The sequence below is a fragment of the Halopiger goleimassiliensis genome, assembly GCF_000455345.1.
Lineage (GTDB): Archaea > Halobacteriota > Halobacteria > Halobacteriales > Natrialbaceae > Halopiger_A > Halopiger_A goleimassiliensis.
Genome location: NZ_HG315690.1, coordinates 1942502 through 1961244 on the forward strand (window position 1 = coordinate 1942502; position 18743 = coordinate 1961244).

The 18743-nt window shown below is 65.9% G+C and carries 21 protein-coding genes; 12 read left to right on the forward strand and 9 right to left on the reverse strand.

Features of this window, described 5'->3' with window-relative positions; genetic code table 11:
* Positions 1–58: 58 nt before the first annotated feature.
* The 4 genes from TX79_RS09480 to cyoE all read right to left on the reverse strand — a co-directional run bounded on the left by TX79_RS09480 (position 59) and on the right by cyoE (position 4383).
* Positions 59–1810 carry a cytochrome c oxidase subunit I gene (locus TX79_RS09480; RefSeq protein WP_049927204.1) on the reverse strand — a complete coding sequence of 584 codons (1752 nt, stop codon included), beginning with the start codon at positions 1808–1810 and terminating at the stop codon, positions 59–61.
* Entirely contained in the window at positions 1800–2357 is a 558-nt protein-coding gene (locus tag TX79_RS09485) for a cytochrome c oxidase subunit II (protein ID WP_049927205.1), read from the reverse strand. Before TX79_RS09485 ends, TX79_RS09480 begins: the two co-directional genes overlap by 11 nt.
* A 4-nt stretch (positions 2358–2361) precedes the next feature.
* Positions 2362–2511, reverse strand: a complete 150-nt coding sequence (locus TX79_RS19660) for a hypothetical protein (RefSeq protein WP_195892481.1) — start codon at positions 2509–2511, stop codon at positions 2362–2364.
* Between the two features lie 393 nt (positions 2512–2904).
* The gene (gene cyoE / locus TX79_RS09490) at positions 2905–4383 is read right to left on the reverse strand and encodes a heme o synthase (protein ID WP_049927206.1); all 1479 of its coding nucleotides are present in this window, start codon (positions 4381–4383) and stop codon (positions 2905–2907) included.
* Positions 4384–4711: 328 nt separating this feature from the next.
* Between cyoE and TX79_RS09495 the strand changes: the two genes are divergently transcribed.
* The 4 genes from TX79_RS09495 to TX79_RS09505 all read left to right on the forward strand — a co-directional run bounded on the left by TX79_RS09495 (position 4712) and on the right by TX79_RS09505 (position 7993).
* Positions 4712–5710, forward strand: a complete 999-nt coding sequence (locus tag TX79_RS09495) for a DHH family phosphoesterase (RefSeq protein ID WP_049927207.1) — start codon at positions 4712–4714, stop codon at positions 5708–5710.
* A 643-nt stretch (positions 5711–6353) separates the two neighbouring features.
* Positions 6354–6686: a hypothetical protein gene (locus TX79_RS09500; protein ID WP_154660493.1), complete on the forward strand. Its 333-nt coding sequence runs from the start codon at positions 6354–6356 to the stop codon at positions 6684–6686.
* Positions 6683–6856, forward strand: a complete 174-nt coding sequence (locus tag TX79_RS19665; protein WP_195892482.1) for a hypothetical protein — start codon at positions 6683–6685, stop codon at positions 6854–6856. Before TX79_RS09500 ends, TX79_RS19665 begins: the two co-directional genes overlap by 4 nt.
* 90 nt (positions 6857–6946) lie before the next feature.
* Positions 6947–7993, forward strand: a complete 1047-nt coding sequence (locus TX79_RS09505; RefSeq protein WP_049927209.1) for an RNA-guided endonuclease TnpB family protein — start codon at positions 6947–6949, stop codon at positions 7991–7993.
* 518 nt (positions 7994–8511) lie between these two features.
* Here TX79_RS09505 and TX79_RS09510 read toward each other — a convergent pair.
* On the reverse strand, positions 8512–8820 hold the full coding sequence (locus TX79_RS09510) for a HalOD1 output domain-containing protein (protein WP_049927210.1): 309 nt from the start codon (positions 8818–8820) through the stop codon (positions 8512–8514).
* A 187-nt stretch (positions 8821–9007) separates the two neighbouring features.
* Positions 9008–9466 carry an Hsp20/alpha crystallin family protein gene (locus tag TX79_RS09515; protein ID WP_049927211.1) on the reverse strand — a complete coding sequence of 153 codons (459 nt, stop codon included), beginning with the start codon at positions 9464–9466 and terminating at the stop codon, positions 9008–9010.
* Between the two features lie 208 nt (positions 9467–9674).
* Here TX79_RS09515 and TX79_RS09520 point away from each other — a divergent pair, with 208 nt between their 5' ends.
* The 6 genes from TX79_RS09520 to TX79_RS09545 all read left to right on the forward strand — a co-directional run bounded on the left by TX79_RS09520 (position 9675) and on the right by TX79_RS09545 (position 14631).
* Positions 9675–10355, forward strand: coding sequence for a type 1 glutamine amidotransferase domain-containing protein (locus TX79_RS09520; RefSeq protein ID WP_049928346.1), 681 nt, complete (start codon positions 9675–9677; stop codon positions 10353–10355).
* 95 nt (positions 10356–10450) lie between these two features.
* A complete protein-coding gene (locus TX79_RS09525; RefSeq protein ID WP_049927212.1) occupies positions 10451–10633 on the forward strand; it encodes a hypothetical protein in 183 nt (60 codons plus the stop codon).
* Positions 10634–10807: 174 nt separating this feature from the next.
* Positions 10808–11023: a hypothetical protein gene (locus TX79_RS09530; RefSeq protein ID WP_049927213.1), complete on the forward strand. Its 216-nt coding sequence runs from the start codon at positions 10808–10810 to the stop codon at positions 11021–11023.
* A 69-nt stretch (positions 11024–11092) separates the two neighbouring features.
* Positions 11093–11545 (forward strand): RNA-binding protein, encoded by a 453-nt coding sequence (locus tag TX79_RS09535; RefSeq protein ID WP_049927214.1) that lies wholly within the window; start codon positions 11093–11095, stop codon positions 11543–11545.
* A 92-nt stretch (positions 11546–11637) separates the two neighbouring features.
* Entirely contained in the window at positions 11638–12786 is a 1149-nt protein-coding gene (locus TX79_RS09540; protein WP_049927215.1) for an SPFH domain-containing protein, read from the forward strand.
* Between the two features lie 90 nt (positions 12787–12876).
* Entirely contained in the window at positions 12877–14631 is a 1755-nt protein-coding gene (locus TX79_RS09545; protein WP_049927216.1) for a YcaO-like family protein, read from the forward strand.
* Positions 14632–14656: 25 nt separating this feature from the next.
* On the opposite strand, the gene TX79_RS09550 is transcribed toward TX79_RS09545, so the two are convergent.
* Entirely contained in the window at positions 14657–15127 is a 471-nt protein-coding gene (locus TX79_RS09550) for a twin-arginine translocation signal domain-containing protein (RefSeq protein WP_154660494.1), read from the reverse strand.
* A 136-nt stretch (positions 15128–15263) separates the two neighbouring features.
* Here TX79_RS09550 and TX79_RS09555 point away from each other — a divergent pair, with 136 nt between their 5' ends.
* A complete protein-coding gene (locus TX79_RS09555; protein WP_049927218.1) occupies positions 15264–15761 on the forward strand; it encodes a cupin domain-containing protein in 498 nt (165 codons plus the stop codon).
* A 146-nt stretch (positions 15762–15907) separates the two neighbouring features.
* Positions 15908–16519 carry a (d)CMP kinase gene (gene cmk / locus TX79_RS09560; protein ID WP_049928347.1) on the forward strand — a complete coding sequence of 204 codons (612 nt, stop codon included), beginning with the start codon at positions 15908–15910 and terminating at the stop codon, positions 16517–16519.
* Between the two features lie 234 nt (positions 16520–16753).
* Here the strand turns inward: cmk and guaB are convergent, their stop codons facing one another.
* Positions 16754–18253: an IMP dehydrogenase gene (gene guaB / locus TX79_RS09565; RefSeq protein WP_049927219.1), complete on the reverse strand. Its 1500-nt coding sequence runs from the start codon at positions 18251–18253 to the stop codon at positions 16754–16756.
* 247 nt (positions 18254–18500) lie between these two features.
* Positions 18501–18629 carry a hypothetical protein gene (locus TX79_RS20005; protein WP_268257984.1) on the reverse strand — a complete coding sequence of 43 codons (129 nt, stop codon included), beginning with the start codon at positions 18627–18629 and terminating at the stop codon, positions 18501–18503.
* Positions 18630–18743: the final 114 nt, after the last annotated feature.

Consider the following 18743-nt stretch of genomic DNA (forward strand, 5'->3'; position numbering starts at 1 on the left):
TTGTTGTGTGTACGAAAAGTCCCGCCGTCACGACGGTGTCAACGGCAGGCGGGGTCGATCACGCCCCGATCGACCACAGCTGCGTGAGCAGGAACCAGTTCAGGGCGTACGCGACGACGAAGACGCCGAGGAAGACCAGACAGAGGACGAACGTCCCACGCATCTCGTAGGCGTGGACCGGATCCTCCGGGTCCTCGGCCATCTCGAGGCCGCCGTCGGCCACGAGCGCGTCGTTGTCGCCCGGTTCGATGCGCTCGCCGAACAGCAGGGAGCCGACTGCCAGCAGCACGAACAGCGCGCCGCCGGTCAGCGCGAACACCGCGACGACGCCGAAGACGTTGAACAGCGGTGCCGCGCCGATCAGGCTGAAGTCCGCCGTGGGGATGTTCTCGACGACCTGCGCGGTCCGTCGCGGGACGCCGTAGAGGATGCCGAGGTACATCATCATCAGCGCGGTCAGCGCCATCCCGCCGGCGTAGAGGTACGGCTGGATCGTCGCCAGAATCCCGGAGACGAACTTCCGCATGAACATCGTCCGGATGACGAAGTAGACGACGCCCATGAACGTGATCGTCGTGCCGAGCACGACCGTGCTGTGGAAGTGCCCGACCGTCGCGAACGTGTTGTGCCAGCTCATGTTGAGCTGGAGCTGTCCCATGAGGACGCCGGTGATTCCCCCGAGGAAGCCAAAGAGGATCATCGCGAAGATCGACGTCGCGAACATGGGGTTCTTCCACGGTGCGGACGTGAGCCAGCCGAAGAGGCCGCCGCCCTTCCCGCGTTTGCGTCGACCGGCCTCGAGGCCGGCCGGGATCGTAAAGGCGTGGATGAGGCTCGCGAAGGTCGCCCCGTAGAACGCGTAGGAGGTGTTCCAGATGCGCCACCCGGTCGAGACGCCGGGGTCGACCATCAGGTGGTGCGCAGCGCCCATCGTGATGAAGAACAGGTAGAGGATGAACGCGGTCCGCGAGACCTTCTCGCTGACGACCTCCGCGCCGCCGATGACGTGCGTGAAGAGGTACCAGACGACGATCATCGCCACGAGGTTGATCTGCTGGGTGCCGTGGCCGATGATCCAGTACCACTGACGGTAGATACCGCCGTCGAACCACGGGAACAGTCCCATCTGCCAGCCCAGCGCGCCGCCGAAGGCCATGAAGCCGCCGAGGATCGACTGGACGGCGATGACGCCCGCGACGAACGCGCCGAAGGTGACCAGCGGGAGCGTCTTCCCGGGGTTCTCGCGCTTCTCGAACCAGAGCGCGAGGAAGAACGGCAGCGCCGCGACGGTGACCCCGACGAGGAAGACGAGACCGCCCGCGTAGAACAGCGGGTTGATCTCGAGGGGCACGTACGCGGTCAACAGCGGGGCGTTGTCGGTCGTCGGATTACCCGAGACGGTCCAGATGGCGTAGTAGATCACCAGCGCGCCAGCGAGCATCACCACGTAGCCGACCTTCGCCATCCACTGCTGAGGGAGTTTCCGCCCGAGGACCATCGGGCCACCCACGTAGAGGATGGCGACCTCCATGAAGATGATCCAGAAGATCAGCATGCTCCAGGCGTGCATGCTGAGGTGGCGGTAGTAGTCGCCCGGCTCGAGGAGTCCGATGGTCTCCCAGCGGGTCATCGCGATGGTGAGGGCGAACGTCCCGCCGATGAGCAGGAAGACCACGGCGGTCACGCCGAACAGTTTGACGTGGTTCTCGACCGACCGGTGGACGTCGAACCCGGTAACGGAACACTTGCGGAAGCCGTCCGAGTCGTACTCGTTGTCGAACCAGCCGAATACGTCCAGGTTACTCGCCATTGTCTCCCTCCTCCACGATGATCGTCCCGTGCATTCCTCGGTGACCAACGCCGCAGAACTCGTTACAGAGCACGTGGTAGGTCCCCGGCTCGTCGAACTCCATCGGGACGACCCACTCGTTGCCCGGCATCACGTGCAAGTTGATCTGCTGGCTGTAGGAGTCCTCCGGGCGGATCGAGAAGCCGTGCTGGACGTCGTAGGACCCGAGGTGGAAGTCGTACTCCTTCCCGGTCTCGAGGACGACCGGCAGGCCGTCCCAGTTGAACCGCATCCCGACGACGTAGACGTCGTCACCCGGCGGCACGTACGCGCCATCCTCGCGCTGTTCGGCTTCCTCTTTGAACGCGTCGACCTTCTCGCGGAGGTCCTCCTCCTCGACGTCGTAGGTCTCCCCGATCGGGTTCTGATCCCCGATGCGGGTGAAGGCGCTCATCCAGCCGAACAGCACGAGCGCCCAGCCGACGCCGAGGCCGAGCCAGATCGATTCGCGTCTGTTGACGGGTTGTTCCCACCAGTTTCCTTCGGGCGGTTTGATCGGTGACGTCATGGTTTCACCCCGTGGGCAGCGTCAGCAGGTCGATCAGGCCCCACCCGACGTACGACACCGCGAAGAAGAGTAGCGATGCCGCAGCGAGGAGCCAGATCCGGTCGTACAGCCGTTGCATGAACGGGATCTCGTCGCCGCGTTCTGTGGTCGTCATAGCTCGCTTCGTCCGACAGTCGGTACCTTATCTATCTATTGATTCCCCCGAACACATTCGATAGATCAGATCGGTATATATACTGATTTTAATTTCCTTTCATATGAGAACAGAATTAGCCGCCACGAACGGCCCCAGCCTGCCGGCGAAAGGAGGCTCGAGGGACCGCCCTCGAGCGTCACGTTCGACGGGTCGCCGAGCGACGACGGCCCCGCGAATCTACGGGGACGCCTCTCGGCCATTGGTTTCGACCGGACGGGCTAATAGGCGGCCGAAATTCCCGCGCGGTAGGAAGTCACCTGAACACGTTCGGCGTGTGGAGCGGAACCCGTCGTTCGACGGGATGCCGAACGACGACCGGCGAAACTGCTCGAGGAAGGGACTCGCGGCCGATCAGCCGACCACGAGCGTCTCGAGGACGATCGCGATCAGGATCGCCCCGAGGTAGTAGTTCGAGACGTAGAACGAGCGAAGCGCGGCCTCGTCGGTCTCGGTCCGGTACTGGCGAACGACCGACCGGAGGAAGGTCGCACCGAGGGCGACCGAGGTGGCGGCGTAGAGCCAGCCCAGTCCGGCCAGCCAGCCGAGCACGCTCGCCGCGAGCAGCGTCGCGCCGAGATAGAGCATGACGTGACGGCGGGCCGCGAGGACGCCCCGTGCGACGGGGAACATCGGGAACCCCCCGCGGGCGTAGTCCTCGCGGTAGGCAATCGCGAGGCTGTAGAAGTGGGCGGGCGTCCACAGGAAGATCACGGCCGCGAGCACGAGCGCCGGGAGCCCGACGCTTCCCGTCACGGCGACCCAGCCGATCAGCGCGGGCAGCGCACCGGCACCCCCGCCGAGCACCGTGTTCCAGGCCGTGTTGGGTTTCAACAGCACGGTGTACAGGACCACGTAGTAGCAGATGGCCGCGAACGTCAGCGCCGCGGCCAGGAGGTTCACCCAGGCGACCATGATCGCGACCGATCCGACCGCCAGCAGCGTGCCGAACGCGACGGCGTTGCGCACAGGGACGAGGTCGTGGACCAGCGGCCGGTCGCTCGTCCGGTTCATCTTCCGGTCCCGATCGCGCTCGTAGACGTGGTTGAACGTCCCGCTCGCGCCGATGGCGAGCACTCCGCCGGCGAGCGTCGCGATGGCAACGTCTAGCTCGAGCGCCGACCCGGTCAGCGTCGCCAGTCCCATACCTGCGACTGCGACGAGACAGAGCAACCACATCAGCTTCGGTTTGGTCAGCGTCAGGTAGGCCCCGGCCAGCCGTCGGAGGTGGGCGAGTCGCCCGTCCGACTCGAGCGTTCGCTCGCGGTCGACGGCGTCCTCGTCTACGTTGGCGGCGGTCGACGTGGGAGCCGCCGACTCGGGGGCCTCACTCGCCGGTGGTTCCGTCTGGATCGGTTCCGTCAGGTGGTCGTGTGCTGGGTCGTCGAGTGCGGCGTCCTCGAGCGTCAGCACCAGCGCGACCAGCAGCCCGCCGAAGATGGCCATCGCGAGGACGAGGTGGGCGACGCCGGCCGCGGGCGAGGTGCCGACGACGATGACGGCCCCGAGCGCGACCTGGACCGGGTAGAGGACGACGGCGAGGCCGACGGCGGCCGAGACCCGGCGATCGAGGTCGAGTTGCCTGACGGCGAGCGCCGTCGCCGCGAGCAGGACGCCCGTCAGGAGCGCGGCACCGCGGTGGGCCCAGAACAGCAGTCCCTCGCTCGTCACCGGTCCGAGCGTCCAGCCGCTCGAGCAACTGGGCCAGGTCGTACAGGTACTCCCGCTACCGGTGGTCGACACGGCCGTTCCCAGCGCGATCAGTACGTACGCCGCGACGGTGGTCGCAACGAGGAGTCCGCCGAACTGTCGTCGATCGAATCGTGGTATCATAGTTGTGGGCCAGAGGGGGTCGGAGGCGACGCGCAGTACGCGCTCGTATCCTCCGCTACTCACGTTCCGGCCCTATCTCTCCTCCCGAACCCGTTCGGACGCGTTCCAGGCCCGTGGGAAGAGAGTAACGACTGAAACGACTCACACCGATCGCACGATAGCTGTGCGCTCGGGTGTGCAGTGACGTTCAGTGGCTCCCATCCTTCCCCGAACCGGTTCGGGGTGGGTAGCGGATGACTACCGCGGCTCCAATCGCGCGTTGTCGTTCTCGTCGTCGCGACTCCGGCAGGAGCTTCAAGCCGGTCGAGATGGTACGACGGATCGTCGTATGTCCCGTGCGGCCGAGCTGGCGTCCGTCCTCGAGACGGCCGAGACGCTGGCGATCGTCTGTCACGACAACCCCGACCCGGACTGTCTGGCGAGCGCGCTCGCCCTCGAGGCTATCGCGACCGAGAACGACGTCGAGTCGGTGACGATCGCCTACGGCGGTGAGATTTCCCACCAGCAGAACCGGGCGTTCGTCAACATGCTCGACATCGACCTCGAGCACCTCGAGGAGACTGAGGTGGCCGGCTACGACAGCCTCGCGTTCGTCGATCACAGCCAGCCCGGGGCGACGACCCAGCTCTCCGATCGGATCGAACCGGACATCGTCGTCGACCACCATCCTGGCGACACCGTTGACGCCCGTTTCGAGGACATCCGGACGCGCTACGGCGCGACGGCGACGTTATTCGTGGAGTACATCGCGGACCTGGAGGTCGAACTGACGACCAGGCTGGCCTCGGCGCTGCTGTTCGCGCTCCATCGCGAGCGACTGGACTTCGTACGCGATCCGACCAGGCGGGAGTACGAGGCCGCGCTCGCGGTCTATCCGGACGCCGACCTCGAGACGCTCGAGCAACTGTACGGCAGCGCCTTCTCGCCGGGGACGCTCGACGCCATCGGCCGCGCCATCGCCTCCCGAACCCGTCGAGGGTCGTCGCTGGTCGCCAGCGCCGGCAAGACCGGCGAAACCGACGCCCTCCCCCAGGCTGCCGACTACCTGCTCAACCTGGAAGGCGTCGATACCGTCCTCGTCTACGGCATCGTCGGCGACGCCATCCGGCTGAGCGGCCGCTCGATCGACCCCCGCATCCACATCGGGGAGGCGCTCGAGGAGGGGTTCGGCGAACTGGGGGCGGTCGGCGGCCACCACGACATGGCCGGCGGCCGGATCGAACTCGGCCTGTTCGCGGACGAGGCCGACGACGTAACCGAACTGCTCGCGTTCGTCGACGGCCGGCTGACCAGACGATTCTTCGAGGCGCTGAACCTCGACGACTGACACGGATTCTGTACCGATGTACCGGCGCATCCGCCGCTCGGATCGCGGGTACGCCGGAAATGGCTTACAGTAAACCGTCCGGGACGGGTTGCTGTCGACAGTGCCGACACCCTACGGCCGAGATGGGGTTGGGGTGGTCCAGCGATACACCGGTCCGTCCGCTCGTGGCGTGGGTGTCACCTCGCACACCTTCCACTGTCGTCCGGACCGAAACAATCATTATCCGAGAGTTATTTACTTCTATATAACTCCGATCGAGGTTAATTGATCTGGTACGAGTGACACCGGATCGTCGAACGCGGAGACGAAATAGAGGGGTGCTCTCGACGGGTTTATTTCACACACGGCTGTCACCTCCGCCCGCGTCTACGGGTGGACGGTATTCGGCCATACCGCGGCTTCGTCCCGGGGTTTTGGATGCTAAGTCCGATCGCATCCTCGCTACCGGCCATAAATGAATACTATTTGTGGGTGGACGTGATCCAGTCGAAACCGGCCATCGAATCGGACGACGTAGCCGCAATTCCCGTCCACGATCAGTCCCTAATCAATGTTACAATTGGAATCAGTTTCACCTACCTGTCTGACTTTTTAGTTAATCGGTGTCTACCACCGCTTCCCAAGCGGCGGGTGGACTGGAGCAATGAACTGTGTAATCTGTGGTCACGAGTCGGGGTACAATCGAGCGGTGATCGATCGATTCAGCGGGGCCAAAATCGGCCAACTCTGCATGAACTGCGAACGGGACGAGTTCGGGAAGGTGTTCGAGTACGGCAGCCGGGGGGACGACCAGTGCGTGCTGTGTCGTCGCGACGGACACATCGCACTCCCGCGGTTCGTCCCGACGGAGGAACGAAACGGGAATACGATCGTCGTGCGATCGACGATCGACGACGGCGACGCGCCACAGCTGTGTGACGAACACTTCCACGCGATCACGGAGGACGAGCCGCCGAAGCGGGTGGTACGGCGATGAGCATCCACGTGCGAAAACAGGCCGACTGGATGTCGAAAAACGACGAACGGATCCTCGAGTACCTCTGCAAGAACGCCGATTCGCGGCCGCGCGAGATCCGCGACGGCCTCGACGACTACGGCATTACAGCGGTAGCGAGGCGAAAGCCCACCCCTTCAGGGGTGGGATGAAGCCGACAACTGGGAAGCAAACCATGGGTATCAGCCCGCCCGATATTCCCACGTTTTGAGGCCATCCAGGCATACATTACAATTGTAACCGTGGTCACGACGACCGTCACCACGACGTTCCACAACCCATCCCGCGACCGCCGCAGGGAGTGGCAACGCGCCACCCACTTGTACCGCGACACCAAGCAATTCTGCATCAATGGGTGGGAATCCGACAGGTTTGGGATGAGCGTGACCACGGCCAGCATCGATAATCCACTCTACTCAGCCATCCAGAACCAGGCCATCCGCGAAGCCAAGTCTGACTACAAAAAGGACGGCATCGTGGAATACCACGCCAGCCAGCCGTTCGCGGTCAACAACCAGAACTGGGAGATTGACCGAACCGAGAACGGTTCCGTTGTCGTTGGGTTCCCCTGTATCTCGGGTTGGTGGTACACGCCTATCGACGTGTACGACGACATAGCCGACGACGTAGCCCGGCTCGTGGACGGTGAAGCCGACAAGTCCCGATTGCAGGTGTACCGCCGAGGAGACGACTGGTTCTGTACGTTCACCGTCGAGTACGACGCCGAGACAGGCGAGGAGACGGCAATCGGCGTGGACATCGGCCACAATCACTTGCTTGCCGCCGACGCCGAAATGGGCGAGTCGATGTTGGTGTCCGGTCGTGAGGCGAAATACGTCCGCCGCAAATATCGTTCCCTACGCGAGTCGCTTCAAGAAGCGGGTGCGCTTCGCGCACGGAACCGCGTGGGTAACAAAGAGGAGCGCCGGATTCGCGATCTCAACCACAAAGCCTCCCGTCGCCTCATCGACTGGGCCAAACAGTTCGAGAATCCCGTGGTGAAAATCGAGGACTTGGAAGGTATCAGAGAGGGAAGCGACTGGCGTGGCGTTCACTCGTGGCACTTCCATCAGTTGCAGGAGTTCATCGTCTACAAGGCCGAGCAAGCCGGGATTCGCGTCGAACAAGTTGACCCGTTCGAGACGAGTCAACGCTGTTCGGCCTGCGGTGCTGAAGGGTCGCGTGACGGCGACTACTTCTCGTGTTCCGACTGCGACCGTGGCCGCCACGCCGACCTGAACGCCGCCGAGAACATCCGTCAACGGGAGGGAGAACCATGCACGGCGTAGCATCCTCGAAAACGCTCCGCGTTTTCGGGCGCTCGGAAATCTTTGATTTCCGAAGCCTTCGGGTGCCGCGACCCGTGCGGCCTCGTGGACTGAACACTCCACCGTCTGCTTCGCAGACGCCCGGCGTGACCGGGGAGGAAGGCCGCTTTGACCCGGCTGTACGCGCTGAAAAGCACGTCCGGGGTCGTAACCGGACGGCGACCGCTGACGCGGGACGCGAAAGCGTACTTCACCGCCGAGGAAACGCGCAACCTGAATATCCCCTTCGGGGAATCCCACCCCTTTAGGGGTGGGAGGAGGTCAAGCTGCGTCTCGAGTACGTCGACGGGCGTCTCGAGAAACTCGAGCGCGCCGGGATGATCGAACGTGAACAACTGCGGTATCGACTCGCCGACCCGGGGAAGCAGTATCTCGTCGGTGCCTTCGACGCGAGTTCGGTTCGACCGTCGTAACGGTAGCGCTTCGAGCGACCGGCTACTGACGGGAGGCAGGTTCGACGCCGTCGCGCCCGGTCGGTGTTATTGCTGGACGATCACGAGGCCGCTGCCGTGGACCGTGATCGTACACGTCTCGAGCGAGAACACCAGCCTGGCGTCCGTCGTGTGGCGATCCGTCCGGGCCTGGCTGAAGAGCGTGTTCAGCGACTCCGGATCGAGGCGGTCGTAGACGCGTTCGATCTCCGTCTCGTCGGTGTCGGTCACCGTCGCGACGGCGGAGACGATCTTGCCGACCAGTTCCTCGCGTTCCGTCCAGTCGTGCTGGAACACGACCGCGTCTGATGGTCCGTCGCCGGGCGTATCGTCGGGGGTTGAGTGTTTGGTCGTCATTGCCGGATCTATCACACCGTGTGACTGTCACAGTTGTATGCGAGACCGGCGCATAAATCCCTGTCAGACATATTTCACGAGATCGTCGTACAAAACAAACCTCGATCCCCACCCGGCACGGCGTTTGACCGGCCACGATTGTCTTACGCCGACCGACGACGCGCCCAGTCCGGAGCGCGGAGGGGAGTCACTCGATTTCGATGCGGCGCGACTCCGCGCCGAGTTTCCGCTTGGGCAATCGGACCGTCAACACGCCCTGCTCGAGACTCGCCTCGATTTCGTCGGTCTCGACCGGTTCCGGCAGTCGCAGTCGCCGACTGAACGACGCGACCTCGCGCTCGCGACGGAGGTACCGATCGTCCGCCGCGTCGACGGTGCGGTCGCGCTCGCCGCTGAGCAGGAGCCTCTCGCCGGTGAGTCGCACCGCGACGTCGTCGGGTTCGAAGCCCGGAACGTCGACCGTGACGACGAACGCGTCGCCCTCGTCGACGAGGTCGAGGCTCGTCTTCGACGGGCCGACGGAGAGGTCCAGTCGACTCCGATTTTCGAGGTCCTGTTCCCAGGTGCGCGCGGCGGTCTCGAGGCGCTGTGCGGCGCGCTCGAACAGTTCCCGGAGGTCCGTGAACGGATCGGATCGGTTCGGCATGGGCGTCACCGGTCGAGAGTACGCGGTCGGCGACGAAAAACGATACGCGGTCGGCGACGATCCCGTCACGTCGGGGCTCGAGCAATGTGCCACCGCGTGGGCCCGGCAGGCCGGATCGATCACCGGCCCGAACTGTTGCCGCGCACGGAAAGCGGCAGTACTGTGGCCCTGGCCGGGCGTTTTAACGCTGGGCGTCGTAGGAGTAGCTATGCGTTCTGCACTGTTCGTCGTCAGCGAGGAAGGCTACTGGGGAGAGGAGTGCGTCGAACCGCTCGAGACGCTCTCGGACGCGGGCCTCGAGATCACGGTCGCGACGCCGTCGGGTCGCCCGCCGAAGATCGACGAACGGTCGATCGATCCCGACGAGGTCGGCGAGGAGACCGCCGAACGCGTTCAGGAGGTCCACGAGAACGACGAGCGACTGAACGATCCGATCCCGACCGCACAGGCCGAGGCGGAGGGGTACGACGCCGTCGTCTTCCCCGGTGGCCACGGCACCGAATGGGACGTCAACCAGGATCACGACGCGCGGCGACTCCTGCGCGACGCCGTCGAGGGCGAGGACGGCAAAGCGCTGGTCGTCTGTCACGCCGTCGGCATCCTCGCGTTCGCCCGCGATAGCCACGGCGCGTTCCTCGTGAACGGCCGCGACGTCACTGGTTTCCCCAACGAGTGGGAAGAGGGAATCGTCGACGAGAGCGACCTGATGCCCAGCGGGCGCAAACTCCCCTACTGGGTCGAGGACGAGGTGAAAGCCGCGGGCGCGAACTGGGACGCCGAACTCGAGGCCGACACCAGCGTCACCGTCGACGGGGACCTGATCACGGCCCGCGGCCCCGAATCCTCGAGCGCGGCTGCCGAGACGCTGCTCGAGGAACTGGACGCGTAACTACCGCGGAGAAGGCACCGCCTACTCGAGACGGTCCGTTCGCGCCGGCGGGCGCGGACCGACTGAGTTATACGGATCGGTTCCTGAAGACGTGTGTGACCCCCGCCGAACAGAGTGCGACCGATCGAACCGATCCCATCGATCTGCAGAGCCGCAGTTATCGTATCACCGTCGACGACGGCCGAGAGTCGTTCTTCGCGCTCAGTATCGAGGACGACAGCCGCGAGGACGCCTGGCTGATGTCAGACACCGTCCGAGCGCTCGAGAACATGCGCTGATTCTCCGCGCAACCCGACGTCGTTTCTCTCAGGAACCGACAGTGGCCACTGACTGCGAGCAGCGTTCGGTTTCCTGTAGCTGGCGTCCTGGGCGGACGCGAGCGACCTCGAACCGTCCGCTCGACGCGTCGTCGGAATCAGTCCCTTTTTACGGGACGACGGGGAAGTTCCGGTATGAGCTTCGAGGAAGACGATCGCGTCGTCCTGAACGACAAGCACAGCGAGTTCGACGGCGAGACGGGGACCATCACCCAGACGATGGAGTCGATGTTCGGCGACGTCACCTACACGATCAGCTTCGAGGACGGCCAGGAGACCGGCGTCCCCGAAGACGCCCTCGAGCCGGCCGACGAGGACGCGGACGCCGACGCTGCTGACGACGAAGAGTAACTCCACGCGGCGTCGCCGGCGGTCGGCGACGGCCGGGCCGCGACCGCTCATCGGAGCCGACGATCCCAGATGCCACAGATTCCGCTACACTACGTCGACCTACGGACGTTCTGTTACGCCACCGAGGACGAAAAGCGCGTCGAGCAGGCCCTGCGAACGTTCCTCCCGGGCGACGAGGAGGACCCCTTCGAGATCGAGCGCATGGAGAACGAGGGCCACTACGGCGACCGCATCCTCGTTCTCTCGGCGCGCGTCGAGAACGCCGACGACGTCCGCCACGTCCTCTCGCGGCTGGCCGACCTCGAGAACTTCGAGACGCTGCTCGCGGAACTCGACGAACGGGTGACCGAGAACACCGAACTCTTCTTGCGACTCGACAAGCAGGCGGCGTTCAACGGCGAGGTCCGCCTCGGCGAGGGGATCACCTTCCGCGGGAAGGTCGAGGCCTACCCCGCGAAGAAAGAGCAGGCCGTCGAGAACGCCGAGGAGGTCCTCGAGCGCCTGCGAGACGAGAGCGACTGAGGCGTCCGCGAGCGACGACGAACCCGATCGCCGACGCTCGCCCGTCGAGCGCACGGACAAGCGTTTTCCCGCTCGAGCGTGTGTTCTGTGTGATGGATTCTCTCGCACACGTGCTCGTTCCCCTGCAAGCGGGACTCGAGGATCCGCTCGTCCTGGTCGGGGCGCTGGTCCTCGTCCTCGTAGTGGCGACCGTCTGGTCGATGGTCGAGATCGTCGACGCCTACGATCGTGGCGCGCTGACGGTCTTCGGGGAGTATCGCAAACTGCTCGAGCCGGGATTGAACATCATTCCGCCGTTCGTCTCGCGGGTCTACACGTTCGATATGCGCACCCAGACGATCGACGTGCCGAGCCAGGAGGCGATCACGCGGGACAACTCGCCCGTGACCGCCGACGCCGTCGTCTACATCCGCGTGATGGACGCCAAGCGGGCGTTCCTCGAGGTCGACGACTACCAGCGGGCGGTCTCCAATCTCGCCCAGACCACCCTCCGGGCGGTGCTGGGGGACATGGAACTCGACGACACCCTCAGCCGCCGCGAGAAGATCAACTCGCGGATCCGCCAGGAACTCGACCGGCCGACCGACGAGTGGGGCATCCGCGTCGAGAGCGTCGAGGTTCGCGAGGTCACCCCCTCGCGGGACGTCAAAGGCGCGATGGAGCAACAGACCTCCGCCGAGCGACGCCGGCGCGCCATGATCCTCGAGGCCCAGGGTGAACGCCGCAGCGCCGTCGAGAAGGCGGAAGGTGACAAGCAGTCGAACATCATCCGCGCCCAGGGGGAGAAACAGAGCGAGATCCTCGAGTCCCAGGGGGACGCCATCTCGACGGTCCTCCGGGCGCGGGCGTCCGAATCGATGGGCGAACGCGCGATCATCGACAAGGGGATGGACGCGCTCGAGGAGATCGGTCAGAGCGAGTCGACGACGTTCGTCATGCCCCAGGAACTCACGTCGATGGTCGGCCGCTACGGCAAACACCTCTCGGGCAGCGACGTCCAGGGCAACGGCGCAGAACTCGAGAGCCTCGAGTTCGACGAGGAAACCCGTGAACTGATCGGCCTGGACGACATCAGCGAGATCATCGGCGAGATCGATCAGGAGGCGGAGATGGACGTCGAGGCGATGGAACAGGAGGCCCAGGCGATCAAGGAAGGCGAGGACATACCGGCCGAAGGCGGCGACGTCATCGACATCGCGGAGACCCGGCAGGACACCGACGACGAGAGCGACCGGTCCTGACGGAAGCGGGATGCAGGCGAGCCCACTGCTCGAATCCGCGTGCGGAATCCGAACACGACGTTTTTGCCTCCCGCCTGTGACCGTTCCCGTATGCACGTCCACGTCGTCGGCGACGATCCGGTCCGCGAGGCCGTCGTCGCCGCGCTGGGAGACGTCGACGTTTCGATCGCAGACGCCGACCCCGCCGACCTCGAGGCGGCACGCTTCGGGGTCGTCGCCGGCGTCGCCGGTGCCGAGACGTTCACCAGAGCGAACGACGCCGCCCGGTCCGGAGGGACGCCCTGGATCGCCGTCGAGATCGGCGGCGTCGGCGGCCACCCGCTCGAGGGCGTCGACGCGGCGGTCAGCGGCTTCGCGCCCGCGACCGGCTGTTTCGACTGCCTCCGCGCCCGCGTCGCCTCGCACGTCGAGGGGGCGAGCGGATCGCCGTCGGCCGATCGGTCCACGGCGCGACTCGCCGGGGCGCTCGCCGGCCGGGAGTGCGTCCGGGTACTCTCTGGCGACGACCGCTCGGTGATGGGCCACGTCGTCGAACTGCCACACCGACGCCGACGCGTGTTGCCCGTCCCCGGCTGTACCTGTGCTGACGAGCGAGACCGGACGCTCGAGCGCGACGACGATCCCCTCGACCTCGAGACCGCCGTCGAGCGCGTCGAGGCGGCTATCGACGACCGTGTCGGGATCGTCGCCTCTATCGGCGAGGTCGAGTCGTTCCCGGCACCGTACTACCTCGCGACGAACGCCGACACCTCCGGATTCAGCGACGCGAGCGCCGCCGAGCAGGCCGCCGGCGTCGCCGACGACTGGAACGCGGCCCTGATGAAAGCCGTCGGCGAGGCCATCGAGCGCTACTGTGCAGGCGTTTATCGGGACGACGAGTTCGTCCACGCGAGCGAACGCGACCTCGAGCACGCCGTCGCGCCGACGGACCTCGTCCGCCCCGACGACGCACCGGCCTACGATCCCGAGGACACCCACCGGTGGGTCGAGGGAGAGACCCTCGCGACGGGCGAACCGACCCACCTCCCGGCCGCGGCCGTCCAGTTCCCCCAGCCAGGGGATCGGCTCGTCCCGGCGATCACGACCGGACTCGGTCTCGGTTCGTCGACCGCCGACGCCCTGCTCTCGGGGCTCACCGAGGTGATCGAGCGCGACGCCACGATGCTCGCCTGGTACTCGACGTTCGATCCGCTCGGTCTCGCCGTCGACGACGACCGGTTCGCGACGCTCGAGCGCCGGGCCGCGAGCGAGGGACTGTCCGTAACCCCGTTGCTGGTCACCCAGGACGTCGACGTCCCGGTCGTGGCAGTCGCCGTCCACCGCGACCCCGAAGAGACCGGGTCGGACGTCGACCCCGGCTCGGACGCCTGGCCCGCCTTCGCCGTCGGATCGGCGGCGGGGCTAGACGCGACGGACGCGGCGGTCGGCGCGCTCGAGGAAGCGATACAGAACTGGATGGAACTGCGGAACCTCGGCGCGGCGGACTCGACCGAGGCTTCCGGGAAAATCGGCGAGTACGCCGCGTTCCCCGATGCGGCGCGGTCGTTCGTCGACGTCGATCGGACGGTTCCCGCCGGGAGCGTCGGGCCGGACGACGTTCCCACGGGGAAGGCGGCGCTCGAGGAGATCGTCGAGCGACTCGAGGCCGTCGATCTGACGCCCTACGCCGCCAGGCTGACGACGCGGGACGTCGAGACGCTCGGGTTCGAGGCCGTTCGGGTGGTCGTCCCGGGGACCCAGCCGCTGTTTACCGGCGAGCCCTACTTCGGCGAGCGAGCCGAACGGGTGCCACGGGAGTTAGGGTTCGAGCCGCGGCTCGATCGGGCGTATCACCCCTATCCCTGACGGACGGTCTCCTGGGAGCGGACGGTTACGCGTCCTCGTCGTCTCCGTTGCCCTCGCCGTCCGCTGACGGCGGCGTTCCCAGAACCTCCTCCTCGTCACCGTGATCGACCCTGACGACCAGTTCGTCGTCGTAGAGCCGAATCAACAACAGCTGGGTGTCCTCCGTCACGGTGGTCTGGTGGGCCTGGAGTTCCGTCTGATCGTCCGGATCGAGCGTCGCGATGTAGACGTGCTGGTCGGACCGTTCCAGGTGGGACGGGTGGACCGTCCCGTCGACCTGCGAGACGGTGATCCCCTCTTCGTACGTCTGGCGGTCCGTCCGCCGTTCGTGGGCCTCGACGTAGACGGTCTGCGGTTCGCTGGCCTCGCTTTCGATCTCGATCGGGATGACGCCCTGCAGGCTCCCCTCGAAGTGTTCCATCACGCCATCCACACAGCCCGCGAGCGCGACGGTGCCACCGACAGCCGCGGACTGAAGTACCCTCCGACGATTCACACGTAGCGATCGGCACCGGACCCACGTATGCGTTGCGTTACCGGGCCGAGACGGACCGGATCGCGGACACCGGTGTGAGCGGTCGGGAGAGAGTCACTCCCACGATACTTTTGCGTTCGGACGTACAGCTTCGACCATGGAGAAAACAGCGATCGACGACGTCGAGATCGAAACCAACCCGATGGACGTCCACTCCGTCCGCCGACCGGTCTCGCAGGCGCTCGGCTTCACCGATTTCGCGATGAACTACTTCGAACTCGAGCCGGGCGAATCCTTCTCCGGTGGCCTGCACACCCACCACGACCAGGAGGAGGTCTTCTACGTGCAGGAGGGGACGGCGACGTTCGAGACGAGCGAGAGTCCATCGAGCGACGTCGAGGAGGTGACCGTCGAGGCCGGCGAGGTGATCCGCTTCCCGCCGGGCGAGTTCCAGCACGGCTACAACGACTCGGACGAACGGGTCGTCGGCTTCGCCTTCGGCGCGCCCGGCTCCCGACACGAGTGGGACCAGATCGAGTCGGTCGTCTACTGTCGCACCTGTGAGGCGGAACGCGGCCACGACACCGAACTCACCGACGAGGGCGGGTTCCGGATGACCTGCACCGAGTGTGGGACCGCCTTCACGACCGGGTGAATCGCCCGCGACCCCGGGTACGGCCCGACGACCCTCGCAAGCGACGCACGGGGTGGACCCACCGATCGATCCCGGCCCCCCGGACGTACTCGCAGCCGACGGGCGAAGTGGCCGCCATTTTTCACCTCGAGGGAGAGTACTTCGGTATGGGATCGACTGAGTCCACTACCGAGCGCATCGACACCAGCCTGTTCATCACCGTCTCCGGCCCGCCGGGCTGTGGTGCGACGACGCTCTGTGAGCGACTGGCCGACGCGATCGGCTGTCCGTACGTCTCGGGCGGCGACATCTTCCGTGAGATCGCGGAGGAACGGGACATGAGCCTGAACCAGTTGACGGCGAAGGCCGACGAATCCGACGAGATCGATCGGGCGATCGACCAGCGCCTCCAGCAGATCGCCGAGAAGTGGGGGATGGCGAACAAGCCGTTCATCCTCGAGTCGCGACTCGCGGGCTGGCTGGCCGGCGACCGCGCCGACCTGCGGATCTGGCTGGACGCCCCCGAGGAGGTCCGCCTCGACCGCATCGAGGACCGCGTCGAGACCGAAGCCGAGATGCGCGTCCGCGAGGTCAGCGAGGCCGGCCGCTACCAGTCGTACTACGAGATCGACATCGACGACCGCGAGTTCTACGACCTGCACGTCAACACGGCCCGCTGGGGGAAAGACGGCGTCTTCCAGCTGGTCCGGGTCGCCCTCGCGGAGTACGACCCCGAGGTCGACGAGGGAGCGTTCCCGACCCCGTCGATCGACGTCTAGGGGCGTCCCGGCCTCGAACGCTGCCGATCCCCCGTCTCACGTGCGGATCGGGTTCCCACCGATGGCAGCCTCGAGGGCGTCGCGGTCGTCGCCGGCGATAGCCCGTTCGAAGAACGTGCCGATATCGTCGATGGCCGGCGTCGGATCGTGACCGGTGTCGGGGTACGTCCGAAAGGCGGCCGGAACGTCACGCTCGCCACAGCGGAGCGAACGGTCCAGAACCGATCGTCGTGGTCAGTTATCCGGCGAGTAGTTCGGCGCTTCGTCGGTGATGACGACGTCGTGGGCGTGGCTCTCGGCCTGGCCGGCCGAGGAGACGCGGACGAACTCGCTTCGGTCCTTGAACTCGGGGATGGTCGCCGCGCCCACGTAGCCCATGCCGGACTGCATGCCACCCGCCAGCTGGTGGAGTTCGGACTTGAGCGAGCCCTTGTACGGCGTCGCGGCCTCGACGCCCTCGGGGACGTACTCCTCTTCCTCGTCGGGTTCCTCCTTGAGGTAGCGGTCGCTGTCGCCGGATTTCATCGCGCCGACCGACCCCATGCCGCGGTACTGCTTGTACTTCTTGCCGTTCATCGTCACGACGCGGCCGGGGGCCTCGTCGGTGCCGGCGAAGTACGACCCGAGCATGACCGCATCCGCGCCGGCGGCGATGGCCTTGATCGCGTCGCCGGAGTAACGGATGCCGCCGTCGGCGATGACGGGGACGTCGTGCTGGCTGGCGACGTCCGCAACCTGCGCGACCGCCGTGATCTGGGGCATCCCCGCCCCGGAGACGACGCGGGTCGTACAGATCGAACCCGGTCCGATACCGACCTTGATGCCGTCCGCGAAGTCGACCAGTTCCTGGGCGGCCTCGCGGGTGCCGACGTTGCCGACGACGACGTCGGCCTCGACGGATTCTTTGATCTCCTGTGCGCCCTCGATGACGTTCCGGTTGTGCGCGTGTGCGGTGTCGATGAAGAGGACGTCCGCGCCCGCCTCGTCCGCGGCGAGCGCGCGCTCCGTCTCGAACGGGCTGACGGCGACGCCACAGCGGAGGCGACCGTCCTCGTCGCGGACCGCTTCCTTGTACTCGCGGCGCTGGAGGATGCCCTGCATCGTCACGAGTCCCACGAGCAGGTTCTCGTCGTCGACGACCGGCACGCGCTCGATCTTGTGCTCGTACATCAGGTCGAACGCCTCCCGGGCGTCGACGTCCTCGGGCGCGGTGATGACCTCGTCGGTCATCGCCTCCGTCACGGGGTCGTCCTCGTTGACCTCGAGGTGCGGGCGGATGTCCGTGCTCGAGATGATGCCCAGCACTTCGCCGCGGGTGTTGACGACGGGCGCGCCGCCGACGCCTTCGCGAGCCATCAGTTCGTCGACCTCGCGGACGGTCATCTCGGGGTCGGCGGTGACGACCGACTCCTGGGGAATGATGAGTTCGTCCGCGGTCTTGACCCGCTCGATCTCCTCGACCATCTCGTCGACGTTCATGTTGCGGTGGAGGACGCCGAGGCCGCCGTGGCGGGCCATCGCGATGGCCATGTCGCTCTCGGTGACGGTGTCCATCGCCGCCGAGAGGATCGGCACCGATACCTCGACGTTCGTCGAGACGCGGGACGTGAGGTCGGCGTCGTCGGGTTCGACGCGGCTCTCCTTGGGCCGCAGCAGGACGTCGTCGAACGTCAGCGCTTCCGGTACGTCGAGTTTCGCAGAATAGGGCTCGTGCTCGGGAACGTCGTTCGCCATGTAAACCGTCCGGACCCGCGGGGGAAAAGCGTTGCGAGATAGGAATCGGGTGTGACGGGGTGACGTGGCCCTCGAGGGCGGAATTCCGCCCCGAAGCGGTCGCCGAAACGGGCGGTCCGACGACGGGTGATGGGGGAGCCGCGATCCGACGGCCGGCTCACGACTGCCACACCGACGGGTCTTCCCGGTGTCCGTTACCGGAGCGTTCCGGATCGTCTCTCGATACCCGGACTCTCCTGGCCGACGATTACCGGCTGCCGTTCTCGAGTTCGTCCGGCGGGTACCGCGTTCGGCAGTTCGGACACTGGTAGCCGCCCTCGATGTGCTCGTAGAGGCGTTCGCCGCAGTTGTTACACCGGCCGTACGGGTGTTTCATCCTGTATTGCCCTTGGGGCGAACCGGAATAAGTACTCGGCTTCGATCGTGTACGCACGACCTTCCACCTCGTAGTCACCGCCTACAGACGCGGGGTTTCCCGTCGGTAGTCGGT

Coding starts and splice junctions, on each gene's coding strand:
- TX79_RS09480 (WP_049927204.1), bottom strand. CDS start 1,810: ATGGCGAGTAACCTGGACGTATTCGGCTGGTTCGACAACGAGTACGAC.
- TX79_RS09485 (WP_049927205.1), bottom strand. CDS start 2,357: ATGACGTCACCGATCAAACCGCCCGAAGGAAACTGGTGGGAACAACCC.
- TX79_RS19660 (WP_195892481.1), bottom strand. CDS start 2,511: ATGACGACCACAGAACGCGGCGACGAGATCCCGTTCATGCAACGGCTG.
- cyoE (WP_049927206.1), bottom strand. CDS start 4,383: ATGATACCACGATTCGATCGACGACAGTTCGGCGGACTCCTCGTTGCG.
- TX79_RS09495 (WP_049927207.1), top strand. CDS start 4,712: ATGTCCCGTGCGGCCGAGCTGGCGTCCGTCCTCGAGACGGCCGAGACG.
- TX79_RS09500 (WP_154660493.1), top strand. CDS start 6,354: ATGAACTGTGTAATCTGTGGTCACGAGTCGGGGTACAATCGAGCGGTG.
- TX79_RS19665 (WP_195892482.1), top strand. CDS start 6,683: ATGAGCATCCACGTGCGAAAACAGGCCGACTGGATGTCGAAAAACGAC.
- TX79_RS09510 (WP_049927210.1), bottom strand. CDS start 8,820: ATGACGACCAAACACTCAACCCCCGACGATACGCCCGGCGACGGACCA.
- TX79_RS09515 (WP_049927211.1), bottom strand. CDS start 9,466: ATGCCGAACCGATCCGATCCGTTCACGGACCTCCGGGAACTGTTCGAG.
- TX79_RS09520 (WP_049928346.1), top strand. CDS start 9,675: ATGCGTTCTGCACTGTTCGTCGTCAGCGAGGAAGGCTACTGGGGAGAG.
- TX79_RS09530 (WP_049927213.1), top strand. CDS start 10,808: ATGAGCTTCGAGGAAGACGATCGCGTCGTCCTGAACGACAAGCACAGC.
- TX79_RS09535 (WP_049927214.1), top strand. CDS start 11,093: ATGCCACAGATTCCGCTACACTACGTCGACCTACGGACGTTCTGTTAC.
- TX79_RS09540 (WP_049927215.1), top strand. CDS start 11,638: ATGGATTCTCTCGCACACGTGCTCGTTCCCCTGCAAGCGGGACTCGAG.
- TX79_RS09545 (WP_049927216.1), top strand. CDS start 12,877: ATGCACGTCCACGTCGTCGGCGACGATCCGGTCCGCGAGGCCGTCGTC.
- TX79_RS09555 (WP_049927218.1), top strand. CDS start 15,264: ATGGAGAAAACAGCGATCGACGACGTCGAGATCGAAACCAACCCGATG.
- cmk (WP_049928347.1), top strand. CDS start 15,908: ATGGGATCGACTGAGTCCACTACCGAGCGCATCGACACCAGCCTGTTC.
- guaB (WP_049927219.1), bottom strand. CDS start 18,253: ATGGCGAACGACGTTCCCGAGCACGAGCCCTATTCTGCGAAACTCGAC.
- TX79_RS20005 (WP_268257984.1), bottom strand. CDS start 18,629: ATGAAACACCCGTACGGCCGGTGTAACAACTGCGGCGAACGCCTCTAC.